Origin of the sequence: Algoriphagus alkaliphilus (assembly GCF_900103735.1) — a bacterium.
GTDB classification, from domain to species: domain Bacteria; phylum Bacteroidota; class Bacteroidia; order Cytophagales; family Cyclobacteriaceae; genus Algoriphagus; species Algoriphagus alkaliphilus.
This window is the reverse complement of the sequence record NZ_FMXE01000018.1, coordinates 62221-79210: the sequence shown is the minus strand read 5'-3', so window position 1 is coordinate 79210 and position 16990 is coordinate 62221. Positions and strand designations below refer to the sequence as shown.

The 16990-nt window shown below is 43.3% G+C and carries 15 protein-coding genes; 8 read left to right on the top strand and 7 right to left on the bottom strand.

Features of this window, described 5'->3' with window-relative positions; genetic code table 11:
- Nucleotides 1–6: 6 nt before the first annotated feature.
- From menD to BLQ81_RS13170, 3 genes are read right to left on the bottom strand one after another with little or no spacing between them, the layout of a single operon-like run.
- Nucleotides 7–1734 (bottom strand): 2-succinyl-5-enolpyruvyl-6-hydroxy-3-cyclohexene-1-carboxylic-acid synthase, encoded by a 1728-nt coding sequence (menD, locus tag BLQ81_RS13180; protein WP_245693263.1) that lies wholly within the window; start codon nt 1732–1734, stop codon nt 7–9.
- Nucleotides 1692–2909 (bottom strand): chorismate-binding protein, encoded by a 1218-nt coding sequence (locus BLQ81_RS13175; protein ID WP_092730739.1) that lies wholly within the window; start codon nt 2907–2909, stop codon nt 1692–1694. The genes menD and BLQ81_RS13175 overlap by 43 nt, the downstream gene beginning before the upstream one ends.
- Nucleotides 2906–3328: a hotdog fold thioesterase gene (locus BLQ81_RS13170; protein WP_092730737.1), complete on the bottom strand. Its 423-nt coding sequence runs from the start codon at nt 3326–3328 to the stop codon at nt 2906–2908. Before BLQ81_RS13170 ends, BLQ81_RS13175 begins: the two co-directional genes overlap by 4 nt.
- Before the next feature lie 53 nt (nt 3329–3381).
- Between BLQ81_RS13170 and BLQ81_RS13165 the strand changes: the two genes are divergently transcribed.
- Nucleotides 3382–4011, top strand: coding sequence for a histidine phosphatase family protein (locus BLQ81_RS13165; protein ID WP_092730735.1), 630 nt, complete (start codon nt 3382–3384; stop codon nt 4009–4011).
- On the opposite strand, the gene BLQ81_RS13160 is transcribed toward BLQ81_RS13165, so the two are convergent.
- The 3 genes from BLQ81_RS13160 to BLQ81_RS13150 form a co-directional block, all read right to left on the bottom strand.
- Nucleotides 4001–4411 carry a hypothetical protein gene (locus BLQ81_RS13160; RefSeq protein WP_092730733.1) on the bottom strand — a complete coding sequence of 137 codons (411 nt, stop codon included), beginning with the start codon at nt 4409–4411 and terminating at the stop codon, nt 4001–4003. The two genes, BLQ81_RS13165 and BLQ81_RS13160, sit on opposite strands and share 11 nt — an antisense overlap.
- Before the next feature lie 100 nt (nt 4412–4511).
- Nucleotides 4512–5282: a zinc ribbon domain-containing protein gene (locus BLQ81_RS13155; protein WP_092730731.1), complete on the bottom strand. Its 771-nt coding sequence runs from the start codon at nt 5280–5282 to the stop codon at nt 4512–4514.
- Between the two features lie 3 nt (nt 5283–5285).
- Nucleotides 5286–6386, bottom strand: a complete 1101-nt coding sequence (locus BLQ81_RS13150; RefSeq protein WP_092730729.1) for a Nif3-like dinuclear metal center hexameric protein — start codon at nt 6384–6386, stop codon at nt 5286–5288.
- A gap of 40 nt (nt 6387–6426) precedes the next feature.
- Here BLQ81_RS13150 and lpxK point away from each other — a divergent pair, with 40 nt between their 5' ends.
- The 7 genes from lpxK to BLQ81_RS13115 all read left to right on the top strand — a co-directional run bounded on the left by lpxK (nt 6427) and on the right by BLQ81_RS13115 (nt 16198).
- The gene (lpxK, locus tag BLQ81_RS13145; protein WP_092730727.1) at nt 6427–7488 is read left to right on the top strand and encodes a tetraacyldisaccharide 4'-kinase; all 1062 of its coding nucleotides are present in this window, start codon (nt 6427–6429) and stop codon (nt 7486–7488) included.
- Between the two features lie 95 nt (nt 7489–7583).
- Complete coding sequence (locus BLQ81_RS13140; protein ID WP_092730784.1) at nt 7584–9440, top strand: putative porin; 1857 nt, start codon at nt 7584–7586, stop codon at nt 9438–9440.
- A gap of 153 nt (nt 9441–9593) precedes the next feature.
- Nucleotides 9594–10205 (top strand): tRNA-(ms[2]io[6]A)-hydroxylase, encoded by a 612-nt coding sequence (gene miaE / locus BLQ81_RS13135; RefSeq protein WP_175454232.1) that lies wholly within the window; start codon nt 9594–9596, stop codon nt 10203–10205.
- A 170-nt stretch (nt 10206–10375) separates the two neighbouring features.
- Entirely contained in the window at nt 10376–11620 is a 1245-nt protein-coding gene (locus tag BLQ81_RS13130) for an ABC transporter permease (RefSeq protein ID WP_092730725.1), read from the top strand.
- Nucleotides 11621–11906: 286 nt separating this feature from the next.
- Nucleotides 11907–13598, top strand: a complete 1692-nt coding sequence (locus BLQ81_RS13125; RefSeq protein WP_092730723.1) for a GMC oxidoreductase — start codon at nt 11907–11909, stop codon at nt 13596–13598.
- A gap of 117 nt (nt 13599–13715) precedes the next feature.
- Nucleotides 13716–15008 carry a prolyl oligopeptidase family serine peptidase gene (locus BLQ81_RS13120; protein WP_092730721.1) on the top strand — a complete coding sequence of 431 codons (1293 nt, stop codon included), beginning with the start codon at nt 13716–13718 and terminating at the stop codon, nt 15006–15008.
- Nucleotides 15009–15124: 116 nt separating this feature from the next.
- On the top strand, nt 15125–16198 hold the full coding sequence (locus tag BLQ81_RS13115) for an acyl-CoA dehydrogenase family protein (protein WP_175454231.1): 1074 nt from the start codon (nt 15125–15127) through the stop codon (nt 16196–16198).
- Between the two features lie 53 nt (nt 16199–16251).
- On the opposite strand, the gene BLQ81_RS13110 is transcribed toward BLQ81_RS13115, so the two are convergent.
- Nucleotides 16252–16812, bottom strand: coding sequence for a YdeI/OmpD-associated family protein (locus BLQ81_RS13110; RefSeq protein WP_092730719.1), 561 nt, complete (start codon nt 16810–16812; stop codon nt 16252–16254).
- Between the last annotated feature and the right edge of the window lie 178 nt (nt 16813–16990).

The window sequence follows — 16990 nt, the reverse complement described above, 5'->3', positions numbered from 1 at the left end:
ATTCAATCAGGATTCATCCAAGACCGCTCTAATCTTTCCTTTAATTTCCTTCAAAAGCTCCGCGTTTTTGGAACTGGAAGTTTCAATTTCAAGGATTTTTGGGTGGATAGAGGGTTCATAAAAGTCGCTCAATGAAGTTTTTAATTCCTCCATGCTCGTCACTTTGAGGTAGAAAAATCCAAATTCTTCCGCAAGATGATTTGCGGAAAGCTGCTGTTTGGTTTCAAAGAATTCCTCCAGTTCAGGCTGTGCAGCTGGCCCGTCGATTAATCTAAAAATCCCTCCCGCATGATTATTGAGCACCACAATCCGCAAATTGGGCGTGGTGTAATTGTGCCAAAATGCATTCCTGTCATAAAAGAATGCCATATCTCCGGTAATCAGAGTGACTGGTTCTTTGGTGGTGAAGGTGCAGCCTACCGCTGTACTGTTCGAACCGTCAATTCCGCTTGTGCCACGGTTACAGATGATTTCCTGATTTCTTTTCCCAAGAAAATTAACATAACGAACCGCCATGCTATTAGCCAAGTGAATTTTAGAAAACGGGGGTATTTTTTTCAGGAGGAAAAATAAGGCAGGATACTCGCCAAATTCAGTGGTTTCGAATACTTGAGGGAGAGCTTGATTAACCTTAGTTTCCAGACTACTCCATTTTGAGAAATAATCCTGACTTTGAAGGGGAAGATGTAGAAGGAGCCAATTCAAAAATGCAGCAGGGGAACAGGCCAAAATACGGGTGAGTCGCTGGTAGGTGTCTTTGGCCTGCCCATCTGCCTGAATATGCCAATGGGATGCTTCTGATTTTCTCAGAAATTGCTTTAGCGACTTTGAAATCACTGATTTGCCAAAGCTGATCACCAAATCCGGTGCTAAATCCTGGTGAAGATTTTCATTCCCCAGCCAATGATCATGGAGGTTGATGCAGTGATCTCCCTGCAGGTTGGATATAGAATCTGTAATTACTACGGCTTTTTTGTTTGTTGCCAATTCATTCAAAAGCGATTGAATCTGTGCATTTGGTTTTTGTTGACCGGGAACGATTACAAGCCGCTTGACTTCATTCAGTCTGTTTTTGATATGCTTTAGACTTTCCTCGCTGAGTTGAGTTTGGCTGGTGACGCTAGTAAATTCACGCGGATGATCCGGGAAAACAAACTTCTCAGCTTCCGCAGGATAAAAGGGCTCACGAAGTGGAATATTAATGTGGACCGGACCTGCTGGAAATAGCTTGGCAAGATTAATTGCTTCATTTACGATTCGCCCGGCATGCCAAACTTGGGCTTCATTTGCAAATGAATCTGGAAATTGGAAGCTTTTTTTAACATGTTTGCCATAGACATCCGCTTGAAAAATCGTCTGTCCATCCCATTGATCAACCCATTCAGGTGGCCGGTCTGCTGTCAGAATTAAAAGTGGAACCTGTTGGAAAAAAGCCTCTGCGATTGCCGGATAATAATTTAACGCTGCCGAACCAGAAGTACAAACCAACACCACCGGCTGTCCGAGTTGCTGGGCCATCCCAAGCGCCATGAATGCAGCCGAACGTTCATCGGAGATGGTTCGGGCATGTATATCAGGATGACGTACAAATGCCAATGTCAAGGGAGCACAACGCGAACCCGGAGAAAGGATAGCATGTTCGATTCCTTTTTTTGCGCAAATTGCGACAAGGTCTAAGATGGGCTGGATAATCAAGTGGATGGTGTTTGGATGAATTTTCCGATGATCTGGCATTTGAGTTCAGTTTCCTCCCATTCTTTTTCGGGATCAGAATCTTCTGTCACTCCTGCACCCGCATAGAGAATTGCCTTTTCCCCTTTGAATGAAGCAGTTCGGAGATTTACAAAAATTGATGTTTCGCCTTCAATATTTACCGGGCCGAGAAATCCGGCAAAAAATGAGCGGTCAAAACCTTCATTTTCTTGCAAGAATTCATGTGCTTCTTTTCTCGGCATCCCGCAAACAGCAGATGTCGGATGTAATAAATCCAACATGACAGAGCCCAACTGAGGAAATCTGGTGGCTTTCATGTCTACTTTAAAGTCAGTCCTGAGATGAAGGAGATTTCCGGCCATGATTGTTTTGGGGCCATGCTCTTCGTATTCCCTCAGACGGATCTTTTTAAAGCAGTCCACAATATAGCGGCATACCAAAGCCTGTTCCTCGATCTCTTTCTGTGTCCATGCCGCTGATTTGAGAGGATGTTCACCAATTGCTTTTTGAGTTCCGGCAAGGGCCATGGTGTAAAAATGGTCACCCCCCGTTTTGATCAAGGTTTCGGGGCTGGCTCCAACCCAAGTGCCTACCTTGGGAATGTGGAAAAAATTAACAAAGGAATTAGGGTAAGCTTGAAGCATCTGTAGAAGTGCATTTCCAAGATCAAAATTTTCCGGAACTGAAATCAACTTGGTACGGGCGGGGACTACTTTTTCAAGCTTTCCTGCATCGATCGCTTCCACTCCATGCTGAACAAGACGCATGAAATGACTCTTTTCATCAGCCTGAAGATTTTCAGAGCACGAAGCTTCAGATTTTTTTCTGACCAGGTGATTGATCGCTGCTTTTATGGAAGTCAGCGATTGATCTTCGGAAGATTTGACCCACTCAGGCAAATCCTCTTTTACTGTTTCCTGATCAAGGATAAAGCTAAAATATCTGGTTGACTTGATGAAATAGGCCTTTTTATCTTCCTGATCTGCAAACGGATGGACGATAAACCCCGCTGGAAGCTCCTCAAAAGCTAAATCTACTTTGTAAGGGATTTCTTGGTCGTCCAGGAGAAATTCCAGTTTTTTAGATAGGGGTTTCCTCCAAATCGCAAATGAACCACCTGAGGTAAAACCCTTAAGAAAAAGGAAATCCAAAATTTCGGATTGAGTCGTGCCTGTTAAATTTGCCGTTTCGTTCATTTTTTTTCTAAAATGGCCATCGTTATTCTGCTAATGCAGCACAACTGTCTTGCTTCATTGAAAATTTTTATCTCCCAAACCTGTGTTGTCCTTCCGATATGAATAGGTCTAGCGACGCCTTTCACAGTTCCTTCTCTTACTGATTTGAGGTGGTTCGCATTGATTTCCAATCCAACACAGCTAAATTTTGTGAGATCTAAAGTGAGCGATGAAGCCACGCTTCCCAATGTCTCGGCCAAAACAACGTTTGCTCCCCCATGTAACAATCCCATAGGCTGCTTGGTTCGATGATCTACGGGCATCGTAGCCTCAAGATAATCTTGACCGATGCCGGTAAATTCTATACCCAAATGATTCACCAAAGTTTCTTCTCTCGTGAAATTGAGTTGATCAAGGGATGGTTGAGATAGAAAAATCATTAAAATATGGGCTGAATAAAGTTTATTTGGACTCCGAACAAAAATAGAGAAACTTGAATCTAAAAAAAATTTACCTGGTCAGACATGGGCAAACTGACTTCAATCTCCAAGGAGTAGTGCAGGGTAGTGGAATAGACGCGCCAATAAATGCGACGGGCCAAGCACAGGCTAATGCCTTTTTTCAATCATACAAGGATGTCGCTTTTGATCAGATTTATCACTCTGCACTGATCAGGACTAAGCAATCCATCCAGCAATTTATTGACTTGGGAATTCCCACTAGGGCATTGTCAGAACTCAACGAGATCTCATGGGGTGACTACGAAGGTACGCCAATGACTCCTGAAGAAGGGGAATATTATCGCCACATGCTGCATCAGTGGCAACAGGGGAATTTGGATTATGCAATAGCTGGGGGGGAAAGCCCAACCAAGGTAGCTGAGCGAATGAGAAGGGGGATTGAAATAATCTTAAATGGTTCAGGTGAAAATATCCTCGTATGTATGCATGGAAGGGCAATGCGGATTTTCCTTAGCCTTATTCTTAACTACGACATGAGGTATATGGATCAGTTTGAGCATAACAACCTGTGCCTTTACCAGCTTGAACAGTTATCGGATAACACCTTTACGGTTAAAAAATTTAATAGCCAAGAGCACCTTAAGACTTTGATTAAGACCTAGAAGTTTTTGCTGCTTTTTTCTTGGCGGTAAGTTTCTCCTCATACATGGAGAGGTATGATTGGTATAGGTTTTTGTTTTCTGTAAGATCAAAAAGTCGGAAGGCAAGGTGTTGGAGTTGGATTTTATTCCCGTCTTGGAGGTTGATAAGAAATTCCCCCAGAAAACACTTATCGAAATCGCAGCTTGGGATTTCAATTGTCAAAGCCAATTCGGAATTTCCGGAATAATGCTTGGTGGTAAAGAAAGAAGAAAATTGGGATTCAATTTCCCTGATCGTGGTTTTGCTTTCTTTTAATTCTTTGCTTTTGAAAATCACCAAAAAAGTTTTGGATTCAGGATCCTTTGCGAATACCGAAACGCAGCAAAGCATGGCAAAAAGAAGTGTTACAATTTTTTTCATAGCATCAATATAGTGTTTATGCTTACGACAAAGCAAAAAAAATGGACACAAAAAAATCCCCGAAATTTTATTTTCGGGGATTTCTATAAAATTTTAACAATTAAGCCTTAGCGGATCTTCTTTTGGCCTTTGTGTTTTCCTCCTCAACTTCATCTTCTACCCCTGCTAGGATTCGTCCACAATGCTCGCAAACGATAAGTTTTTTCTTCTCTCGGATGTCTGCTTGTCTTTGAGGTGGGACAGTGTTGAAACAACCTCCGCATGCACCTCTTTTAACCATAACTACACCAAGACCATTCTTGGCATTTGCTCTGATTTTAGTATATGACTTTACAAGTCTGTCATCTACTTTTTTCATCGCTTTGTCTCGGTCAGCCTGAAGTTTGCCTTCTTCGGATTCGCTTTCGGAAACAATGGTGTCAAGCTCATTTTTCTTTAAATCAAGATCTTTTTGGCGATCTTTCATTAAATCATTCAGCTCTTCCAAATCGACCTTCTTCTGATCGATTTTCATACCAGCTTCAGAGATTTTCTTTTTGGAAACCTGTATTTCAAGATCCTGAAGTTCCAATTCTTTGGTGATGGCATCGTACTCACGATTGTTTCGTACGTTCATCTGCTGGTCCTGATACTTTTTGATCAGCTTTTCGGACTCCTTGATGTTTTCCTTAAAACGTTTGATTTCGTCCTCGAAAGATCCAATGTCAGTTTTGAATTTGTCGAGTCGGGTTTCGTAGCCTGCTATCTCATCTTCAAGATCTTGCACTTCCTCAGGGAGTGCTCCTCTTACTTTTACGATGGCATCTAGTCTTGAATCTATGAGTTGAAGGTTGTAGATAGCTTCTAGTTTTTGTGCTACTGTACTTTCCATGTACTATCGGTAGGATGTGGGATTAGTAACTACTTTTGTCAAATAGAGTGCAATATTAGGGAAATTTTGTGACAAATGCTCCCCAAGTAATTCTTTTGTGAAAATTTCACTCTCGTAATGTCCGATATCGCAAAGGATAAGCTGACCTTCTGCGTCAAAAAACTCGTGATACTTTACATCAGCCGTGACAAAAACGTCTGCACCGCATCGCTTGGCATCTGGGAGAAGAAAAACTCCCGCCCCTCCGCAAACAGCCACCTTACTTATTTTTCGATCAATCAATTCGGTATACTTAAGTATCCTGAGGTTCATTTTTTCCTTTAGATAATTTAAAAATTCATGCCCGTCCATTGGGTTTTCCAATTGACCGATCATCCCTGCCCCAACCTTCTGATTTTCATTTTCTAAGGTGCTAAGATAGAAAGCGACCTCTTCGTAGGGATGCACTTTCTTCATGGCCGAAATGACCCGGCTGCTTTGGTAAGTGGGTAAAATCACCTCTATTCTCACTTCCTTTTCAAATTGTGGAACTCCCGGTTTCCCGATATGTGGTCTTGCATTTTCAGAAGGGGTAAAGGTACCCATTCCTTCCACCTGGAAGGAGCAATCCTTGTATTCACCGATTTGTCCGGCTCCTGCTGCAAAAACCGCGTCCAGCACCTTTCCTTTATCTTCCAAGGGGACAAAGAATACCAGTTTGTTGAGGAATTCCTTTTTTGGCTGGAGAATTTTGGTTTTAATGAGCCCCAGCCGATCGCAAATTCGCTTGTTTACCCCTAATGCCACGTGATCCAGATTGGTGTGGATGGCAAATATGGCGATGTCATTTTTGATTGCTTTGATCACTGTCCGCTCTACGTAATTGCGTCCGGTTAAACTTTTCATTCCCTTAAATACGATCGGGTGATGGGCAATGATCAAATTTGCGCCTAAGCTAATTGCTTCGTCTACCACAGCCTCTGTACAATCAAGTGAGCAGACCATGCCCTTCAATTTAGCATTTCGATCACCGCAGATCAAGCTTGCATTGTCGTAGTTTTCCTGATACGCCGATGGGGCCAACTGTTCCAAACAAGAAATAACATCCTGAATCCTGTATCCCATAATTTTTCTTTTCTTTGGTCAAAAATAGTAATTCCTGACGATGCCGTGGTATGCCTTTCTTTTTGCTCCTTTTGCACTGATATTTCGGGGTATCACTGAGGTCCGTAATTTTTTGTATGACCGTCAAATTCTCAAAAGCTTCAAATCTCCCATTCCTACCTTGATCGTGGGAAACCTCAGCGTAGGAGGGACAGGCAAGACTCCAATGGTTGAATTTCTGATTAAAAACCTGAGAGATGAAGTTAAATTGGCCAGTCTCAGCCGGGGTTATGGGAGAAAGACTAAAGGATTTATTCAAGCAAAAGGAGACAGTGAGCCCTGTGAAATTGGTGACGAGCCACTCCAGATTTATCGAAAATTCGGTGCTGAAATCCCTGTTTTTGTTGGAGAAGACAGGGTCTCCGCTTTGGAGAAAATTGCGCACCGTATTCCAATGACCGACATTGTACTATTGGATGATGCCTTTCAGCACAGAAAGTTGAAGGGTGATTTTTATTGTTTGCTGACTCCTTTTGGGTCCCTTTTTACAAATGACTTCCCATTGCCGATGGGTCGATTGAGAGAAAGCCGAAATGGTGCCAAACGAGCTGACATTATTGTAGTGACGAAATGTCCTGAAAAGCTGCCCCAGGCACAAAAACAAATAGTCAGGCACGGGTTAAAGCCATACATTAAACCTGATACACCTGTTTTTTTCTCAGAGATAGGCTACGGAAATCCCTACCCACTGGATCACTTTGAACCCTTGCGTGAGCCAATTATCCTGATTTCGGGTTTGGCCAATGACCTTCCTTTGATTTCTTATTGCAAAAGTCGATTTAAACTGTTGGATGTTCTAACTTTTCCAGATCATCACCAGTATCAAGCCGGTGACCTCAATAAAATTCAAGAGATGGGGGACAAACACAAAAGTGAAAGGCCCGTTTTACTCACTACAGAAAAAGATGCAGTCAAACTTAAATCTTTGTCAAATCGGGGATTTTTGGGGGAAATTCCGATTTTTGTACTTCCCATCGAAGCAAAATTTGAATCAGAAGACAAGCAAATGTTGCTAAGTCACATCCGGGAAAAATTCACAAAAAAGTGTTCAGGAAAGGTTTAGTCTTCGTGTTTCTATTTTCTTTATTGGGACTCCAGGCTCTGATTGCCCAGCGTCCGATCCCACAACGGCCAATTTCGCAGGGTCAAAATACAGGAATGGGCCAAAATCCCAGACAAGTCCGTGAGTTGACAGAACAGGAGGGACAAGAAGAGACTGACGGCAGAAGACCACTTTTGGACGACAGCACCCGACAGGTCTATGGGCCAAAAACGTCTCTTTATTTTTTCGAAAAAGACCTTAAGCGTAACCGACTCCAGCTTTACGAGCAAGACACGCTTTTGAATAATTTCCATAATTACGATCCTGTAGCTAAAACAAATTGGAAATATCAAGACCTCGGGAATATCGGAACTGCAGCAAAACCGGTATTCTATGAAGTCCCGGAGTTAATTGGGCTCAGCTCTGGATTTCATGGCTATGATTTGTATTTCAGGGATCCGGCAAAACGTAGGTATTTTGATACCAAATCCCCATTCACTGAGATGTCTGCCTTTTTTGGTGGGGGAAACCGGAATATGCTTGACCTTGCTTTTGCGCGAAATGTGACACCACGCTGGAATCTTGGACTGGAGTTTAACACACAAAGAGTCCGAAAAACTCTTAATCCTGTGAGAAGAGATGATAATATGACGGAGCAAAATGCCTATTCATTTCACACCAATTACCGGTCAGAAAATGGTCGGTATTGGCTATTGGGATCATTTTCCAGAATGAAGCATGAGGTTTCCGAAATAGGAGGCATCATCCCTCCGGAAGTAGATCCTACCTCGCTTTATTTCACGTATGAGGATGCTAAAGTTTGGCTCCAAAACTCACGTGCCAGAGACCTGAGGCAGGATTATCATGTATATCATGAATACAAATTGGGCAATGGACTTCAGATTTATCACACGCTGGACCGGAAAAACCAAAACATCCTTTTTGAGTCCGCCCTGAATACCTCCGACTCGCTCTTTTTCAATCGGGAGAGGCTTAATAACCAGCAAGACACTACACTTAACAAAAGCGATTTTGCAGAGTGGAGAAATGAGGTCGGTGTAAAGGGTTCTTACAAAGGATTCTACTACAATGCATTCACCCGGTTTAGAAATGGAAGGATGGAAAGTCCTTTTTTCCCAACTGAAAGACAATCCTTCAACGAGCTGTACATCGGAGGGGAATTGATTGGTAAACTCTCTGAAAAGTGGTCAATCAGTGCAGATGGAGAATATTTAATTCCCGGTGCTTTTCGGATTCATGGCTTGTTTGTTTCCCCTTGGCTGGAATTAGAATATACTAAGGCTCTCTACAAGCCTACTTCGCTTCAGCAAATTTATTATGGCAATCACTACCAGTGGGATAATGATTTCAACAACATAGGCGTAGACCAAATCAAAGGCAGAATCAAAGTGGATTTGGATCGCCTGAGCTTGAGACCGAATGTGACCATCAATAGGGTAAACAATTATGTATTTTTTAACGAACAAAAAATTGCCACGCAATCCTCCGGGGAGGCATTTATGCTGATGCCGGGACTAATTGCCAATGTGCAGATAGGAAAGAAATTCCGACTTGATGCAGAGATAGTCTACACAGAGGTGACGGGGGCAGGAGCGGATAATTTCAGAATTCCCCGGTTTTTTGGAAATACCAGATTCTATTTCGACAGTCCGATGTTTGACGAAAATGTGTTTGTACAGCTGGGGATTGACATTCGATATAAATCCTCCTATTTCGCAGAGGCCTATAATCCTTCCTTCCAGCAGTTCCACCTGCAGAATACCTTCGAGGTATATGCCTATCCTGTGGCAGATTTATTTCTTGATTTCCGAATCAATCGAACTCGGGTGTTATTCAAATACAACCATCTCAATGCAGGGTTTATGCGGCAAGAGGGGTATTTTGTCACCCCTGATTACACGGGCTACAAATCCTTTTTGGACTTGGGGATTACTTGGTATTTGTTTGATTGAACAGAGATTTGATTTGAACAAAGGGCCACTTCTAAATTCGATATTATGCATTTGGTTTTCGAAATTTCAGAAATAATAAATAGTTAATTTTGAACATCGAATGCCGAAAAGTTTACACTATCCGAAATCCGAATTCACAAATCCAAAATCCAGATGACTTGGGAAGAAAGCACCAGACAAAAAATGCTTCACCTGAAGCTGCCTACAGATCCACGATGGGTGGGAATACCAGAAATGCAAATCGAAGAGATCTTGGTGGATCATGCCTATTGCGAACAAAAGGCAGCTTCATCCTGCATCAGTTTGATTCTTCGGTTCAATGATTTGGATGAATTGGTAGATACTCTGACCCCGATTGTCGCTGAAGAATGGGGACATTTTGAGCGGGTTTTGGAACAGCTAAGGAAACGTGGGATGAAATTTGGATTTCCCCGCAAAGACAATTACGTGATCAAACTCAATGAATTTGTCAAAAAAGGAGGAAGTCGCAACCAACAGCTTACGGAGCATTTGCTGATGAATGCACTGATCGAAGCGCGGAGTTGTGAACGGTTTAAACTTCTCTCCAAAAATATTGCTGATCAGGAACTTCAAAAGTTCTATTATGAATTGATGATTTCAGAAGCAGGACATTTTGTGACCTTCCTCGAGTTGGCAAAAAAGTACCAGGATCCCGAAAAAGTCACTGCACGATGGAAGGAATGGCTGGACTATGAGGCCAAGGTGCTGAAAAACATGGTAGTTCGGGGTGATCGGATGCATTAAGGCTAGATTCAGCTGTGATGAAGACCTTTGATATATTCAACCACTTTGATGGTTTTAGTTGAGTATTTAGTTAAATATTCCTTTTCAAATCACCATTTCTACCGTATTTGCTTATTATTAATGCTGTCAAATAGCAATTTTTCCAAAAGCTGTTCTAAAACGAACAATCCATGAATCTGATCGAAAATATCCGCGAGGCGCTCAACTCAGTGAAAGTCCATTTACTTCGCACCGTACTCACAGGCGCGATTATCGCGATCGGAATATCTTCTTTGGTTGGAATGCTGACAGCCATTGATGGAATCAAGGCTCAGATTGCTGAAAGTTTTGCCGGCCTGGGAGCCAATTCATTTGACATCAGAAATAAGGGCTTCAGTGGCGGCAGGGTGGTGCAGGATGGGAAAACGGAAAAAAACTACCCGAGTGTCACCTTCAGGGAAGCTCAAAAATTCAAAGAAGATTATAGTGCAATCGGAATTTCGACTGTTTTTAATGTCGTATCCGGAGCTGCTGAAGTGAAAAGAGGGTCTAAAAAAACAAATCCAAATACCAGAATCAGAGGGGGAGATGAAAATTACCTTTCAATCAAAGCAATGAAACTTACGAAAGGCCGAAATTTCAGCAATATGGAGATCCGCTATGGTAATTCCGTTGCGATCATCGGTAGGGAAATTGAAGAACTTCTCTTCGAACCGGGAGAAGATCCAATTAATCAAAAAATTACTTTTTTGGGACGTCCTTACACGGTTGTAGGGGTGTTGGATAAGCAGGGAGGGGTAGGCCAAGATCAAGGTGCCGATCGGCAGATTTTGATTCCAATCGAAAATGCTTCCCGATTGGATAAAAGAGGAACCTTCAATTATCGAATCACAGGGGTGGCCTCAGATCCCGGAAAGCTGGATTACGAAATGGGACAGGCAATCGGCATTATGCGGAAAGTCCGTCAGGACAGGGTTGGACAGGAGGATTCATTTGAGTTGACCAAGAGTGAATCTGTTGCCGAAAGTTTGGAAGAGGTAGCTGGATATCTTCGAATTGGTGGTTTTGGCATCGGTTTTATCACACTCCTCGGAGCTTCGATCGGATTGATGAACATCATGCTGGTCTCGGTGACTGAGCGAACCCGAGAGATCGGGATCAGAAAGGCACTCGGAGCGACCCCACTTCGAATCCGTCAGCAATTTTTGATAGAGGCTATCGTGATCTGTATGATCGGAGGGATTTTTGGGATGCTGCTCGGAATAGGAATAGGAAACCTTATTGCCAATTTTATCGGGCCGGGAGGATTTTTGATCCCCTGGCTATGGATGATCATTTCTTTTGTGATTTGTATCATAGTTGGATTGTTGGCAGGTTACATTCCTGCCTATAAAGCCAGTAAATTGGATCCAATTGAATCGCTGCGATACGAATAGTCGAAAATACTATACCGCTCAAAACCATCCAGGCCTGCAACTTGTATAGACATAAGAATAGGGGCGAACTTAAGTGCCAGGATATGACTATACCCCAATCCAAGCACCCCCAGCCGTGGACCAAGGAAGTCGACCGTTTGCAAAGAATAGATCTAGGAGGAAACCAATATCCCAATAACTAATAACTATTAACCCCCAAACCTCCCAACCCCATTACTCCCCAACATCCTTACTTTTTAATCGAAATTTTCTTAAAAGTCCGCGCACAAACGCTTATTTTTCTTTCATGAATTCGAATCAATACGACGCTATTGTAGTAGGCTCAGGCATTTCCGGAGGCTGGGCGGCGAAAGAACTTTGTGAAAAAGGTTTGAAAACCCTTGTACTTGAACGGGGAAGACAAGTGGAGCATCTGAAGGATTACCCAACGATGACTTCCAATCCCTGGGATATGCCGCATCGCAATCAAATTACCAAAGCAGATAAACTTGAAAATCCCGTTGTCAATCGCTGCTATGCCTACAAAGAAGACACGGAGCATTTTTTTGTCAAAGATTCCGAACATCCTTATGTGCAGGAAAAACCCTTTGATTGGGTGCGTGGATATCAGGTAGGGGGGAAGTCACTAATTTGGGCAAGACAAACACAGCGATGGAGCAAATTTGATTTTGAAGGACCGGGTCGGGATGGCTTTGCCGTGGATTGGCCAATTCGGTATGAGGACATCGCCCCCTGGTACAGTTATGTGGAAAAATTTGTCGGCATCAGCGGGAATTACGATGGGCTGGAAACCTTGCCCGATGGGGAGTTTTTGCCAGCCTGGGAAATGAATTGTGTGGAGAAGGAAATTCAAAAGCGGATTTTGGACGCTTACGGCGACCGAAAATTTGTCATCGGGCGTTGTGCTCACCTCACCCAGCCTAATGAAGTTCATCTGGCCCAAGGAAGGGGAAAATGTATGGCCCGAAATCAATGTTACCGTGGCTGTCCTTTTGGAGGATACTTCAGTAGCAATTCATCCACCTTGCCAAAGGCCGCAAAAACCGGAAATCTCAGCCTTCGCCCAGATGCTGTGGTTCATTCCCTGATATGGGATGATCAAAAAGGGAAAGTCACCGGCGTAAGGGTTATTGACCGGGTGACAAATGTTGCCGCAGAATACTTCGCCAATGTTATTTTCCTAAATGCCGCGGCGCTGAACACCAACCTCATCCTTTTGAATTCGACTTCCAACAGATTCCCAAATGGTCTGGGAAATGATTCCGGCGTATTGGGAAAATACATTGCCTTTCATAATTACCGCGGCTCGCTCAACGCTGGTTTCGAGGGATTTGAGGATAAATACTATTCAGGAAGACGGCCTACGGCGGTGATGCTTCCAAATTTCAGGAATGTGAAAAAGCAGGAAATGGACTTTCAACGGGGGTATATGAGCTTCTACACCGCCGGGAGATCTGGATGGGGCGGGGCTCGAAATATGTCGTTTGGACCAGAATTCAAGGAAGCCAATTCAGTTCCCGGACCCTGGTCTGTTTATATGATGATGCAGGGAGAGACGATTCCAAAAGAAACCAATGCCGTTACGCTCAGCACCGGTCAAAAAGACCAATGGGGCATTCCCCTACTGAAAATTGATGTGGCATACGATTCGAATGATGAGCGATTGCTGAAGGATTTTCTCGAACAGGCTGAGGAAATGCTCACCAAAGCGGGTTGCACCAATATCCGAAAATCAGACAGCGGTCAGGCACCGGGCTTGGATATTCACGAAATGGGCGGAGCAAGAATGGGAAGAGACCCTAAAACATCCATCCTAAATGGATTTAATCAAATGCATTTGGCTCCCAATGTTTTTGTGACTGACGGGGCTTGCATGACTTCTACCGGAACACAAAATCCCTCCATCACCTACATGGCCCTGACCGCTAGGGCGGTGGATTATGCAGTGAATGAGCTTAAGAAAGGCAATATCAAATAAGTCGGAAAGCCAAAGCGATAAATCTGATTTTCGCCTTTTGAATAATTTCCTGTGAGATGAATTATTCTTTCTTGAATTTCAATCACGTAATCAACCAAACCCATAACCTATTATAGAATGAAAAAATACCTACTCTTGACACTCTTTCTGTTTCTGTCTCCTTTCCTTCTGATGGCACTGGAAAGTGATCCTCCAACTCCCGGAACCTACAAGCTGGTAATCGAAGGCTTTGACTGGGGGCCACAAGTGAACAAAGTGATCCTCAGTATGGATCAGCCTGCGAAGGAGGTAAATACCGCAGATTTTGAAGTGTTTGTGAACCGCAGCTCAAAAGAAGGGGAGATTCCAGCTGCGCAAAGTTCAGGAAAACGAAGTGTCGTCTACGCTTTTGCTTCCGACGAAAATGGCTCAAGGAAGGATGAAGGCAATTTTGTGACTTTAGTACTCTCCGTAAGCCCCGTCCAACCATTGGGTTCGCCAATTCAATACATGCGTATGGGCACTCGGGCCTCAAATATCTGGATAGATTATGGTCTCACTGTAGTGAGTTCAAAATCAGGTAAGGTCTGGAATCAGGAGATTGGACGGATCCGATCAATCGTTGACGAATTTGACTTGACCGGTACATTCACGCATCAAAACACCACCTTGACTTATGGCGCTTTTGCACCTAAGGGCAGCAAGGATAAGGCACCCCTGATTATCTGGCTGCATGGGGGAGGAGAAGGAGGTACAGACCCCACTATCGCCATGATGGGGAATAAGGCATTTAATTACGCTTCGCCGGAGATTCAGGTTCTTTTTGGAGGGGCTTATGTGCTGATTCCTCAGACTCCGACTTTCTGGATGAATGCCGGAGAAGGAATGACCCGTGGACAGACAAATGATATTTACAATGCCGCTGTTTTTGCTTTGATTCAGGACTATGTTGCCAAAAATCCCCAAATCGATCCGACCCGAATCTACGTCGGAGGCTGCTCTAATGGTGGATACATGTCCCTAAAGCTTATTTTGGAACATCCGGATTACTTTGCCGCAGGCTACATTTCTGCCTTGGCTTACAACAATGAGTTTATCACTGATGCTCAGGTTCAAAAGATCAAGAATGTGCCGATGTGGTTTGTGCATTCCAAGGATGACATGACCACCAAACCCGACGAAACGGTAGTGCCTCTTTATCACAGATTGAAGCAAGCTGGTGCAAAGAATGTAGTATTCACTTACTACGACAACGTTACTGATATCACGGGATTTTATGGGGGAGAAAATTTCAGATACAATGGACACTGGTCCTGGATTTATAGTCACGCCAATGTTGCCCGCACTGATTTTGACGGTTCGCCTGTTATGTTGAAAGGTCGTCCGGTCACGATCATGGAATGGATGGCTGCCCAGAAAAAGAAGAAGTAATCCATTGAAAGCCAACTTTTCCAAAGTTCTAAGCTTTGGAAAAGTTTCTTTTTTCCAGACCGGTCAGGTTTTCAAAACCTGACCGGTCTTCTTCCGCTTTTTATTAAACTTACCTCATGATTTCTTCCGAACTAATTAATTCTATCTGGGTCCCAAAAGCTGAAAAACTCGGTTTTCTAAGCCCTGAAATGTTGGACGTGATTTACCTTGAAAAGTGGTTTAAACTATTCGTTCCTATGGAATTGGACGGACTGGGATTGACACTGCCGGAAGCATTGCTTTTGGAGGAAGAAATCGCCCGGCTCGATGCCAGTCTCGGATGGACGGTCACCCTTTGCGCCGGAGCTGGCTGGTTTGTGGGTTTCTTGGAACCAAATCTCAGTCAGGAGATTTTTTCCGATCCCAAAGTTTGCCTTGCCGGAAGTGGATTTGTGGGAGGAAAAGCTAATCGGGTGGGGGATACTTATCAAATCGAAGGGAGCTGGACCTATGCTTCCGGGGCTTTGCATGCCACTTGTTTTACTGCGAATTGTGAGATGCTGGAAAATGGAAAACCCCTTTTGGATGCTAAGGGAAAACCAGTTGTTAAGGCGTTTATCTTGAAAAAGGAAGAAGTACAGATTCTTGACGGCTGGAGTTATATGGGGATGATTGCCACTGGAAGTCATGCGTTTAAGGCGGATAATTTGACGCTTCCCTTACACAGGGCTTTTGAAATTTTACCCGATAAGGTAATCAGGCCTGAACCTATTTACCGCTATCCCTTTTTGCAGTTTGCAGAAGCCACTTTAGCAGTCAACATTTTGGGAATCACCCAACATCTGCAAGAGCTGATCAAGGAATCTTTTTGGATAAGGAACGAATATCGGAAATATGATCAGAAGCAGTTGAAGTATGTTAAAAAGCTGGAAAGAAAGTCTGCTGAAAAGCTGGAATCGCTGCGAAGGAAGTTTTACCGACAGGTGGAGGACTCTTGGGAAGAACTCAAAAAGAGGGGGCAAATCTCCAAAAAGTCCCTGAAATCAATCAGCCTGGCCAGCCGAAAACTCACCCAAACCTGCCGGGAAGTAAATGCCCGAATGTACCCATTTGCAGGTTTGGAAGCTGCCAAAACCCATACTGAACTCAATCGGGTTTGGCGTGACTTTAACACGGTCAGTCAACATGCCTTGTTGACTTTTCCTTTTTGAAAAATACTTCCAGGAATCACTTCGATCTTGGCAAAGAATGACTTATTCTAAAGCTACCTGTATTTGTCATTCAGGCCTATGCCTTCTTTGATCATGGGGATGATCTTTTCAATTCTGGCATATTGGGTTGCCTCTCGCTTGGCAGTGACAAGGTACTCCACATATTCTTTTTGCTTGAATGGAGGCAGTGCATCAAAAGAAAGTTTCAGCGATTCTTCCTGTTCCAGTTTTTCCTGAAGAATGGAAGGAATTTCCAAATCAGCAGATTTTTCAGGTTTCCAGACTTTGCCCGCTTCTTCATTTTGGATTGCCTCCCGGAGGTAGTTTGAAATTTCTCCTTCATCTATTTCTCCCAAAGATTCAAATCTCCAGTGTCTCATCGCTTTGGTTTTTCCTTCTTGGGCATTGATCAAAACCTTCAAAGGATCAGAAAGGAATACCCCGTTATAGAACCAAAGGCAAAAATGATTTTTGAAACCTATCGCCCCCACCACATTTTTCCCCCGGTGTGTGTAGACTCTTGTCCCCCATTTGGATGCGGGTTCCAGTCCGGTTTTTTCAATTATAGTTTGAAGGACTTGAATCTCCTCAGTCCAAAGCTCTTCTCGGTTCATGGGATCCGGTTTAATTAAAGATCAAAATGCTGGTATGGAAAGATACTAAATATAGGGTTTTTAGGGGTTTTCTGTTCAGTATTTCAGTTTAACAGGGAAGTTTTAAGCGTTGATTTCTCATGGTTTTGTGCCTTGGAAAAATTGTTTTCATGACAAGAGTCATAGTTTTTATCAATGA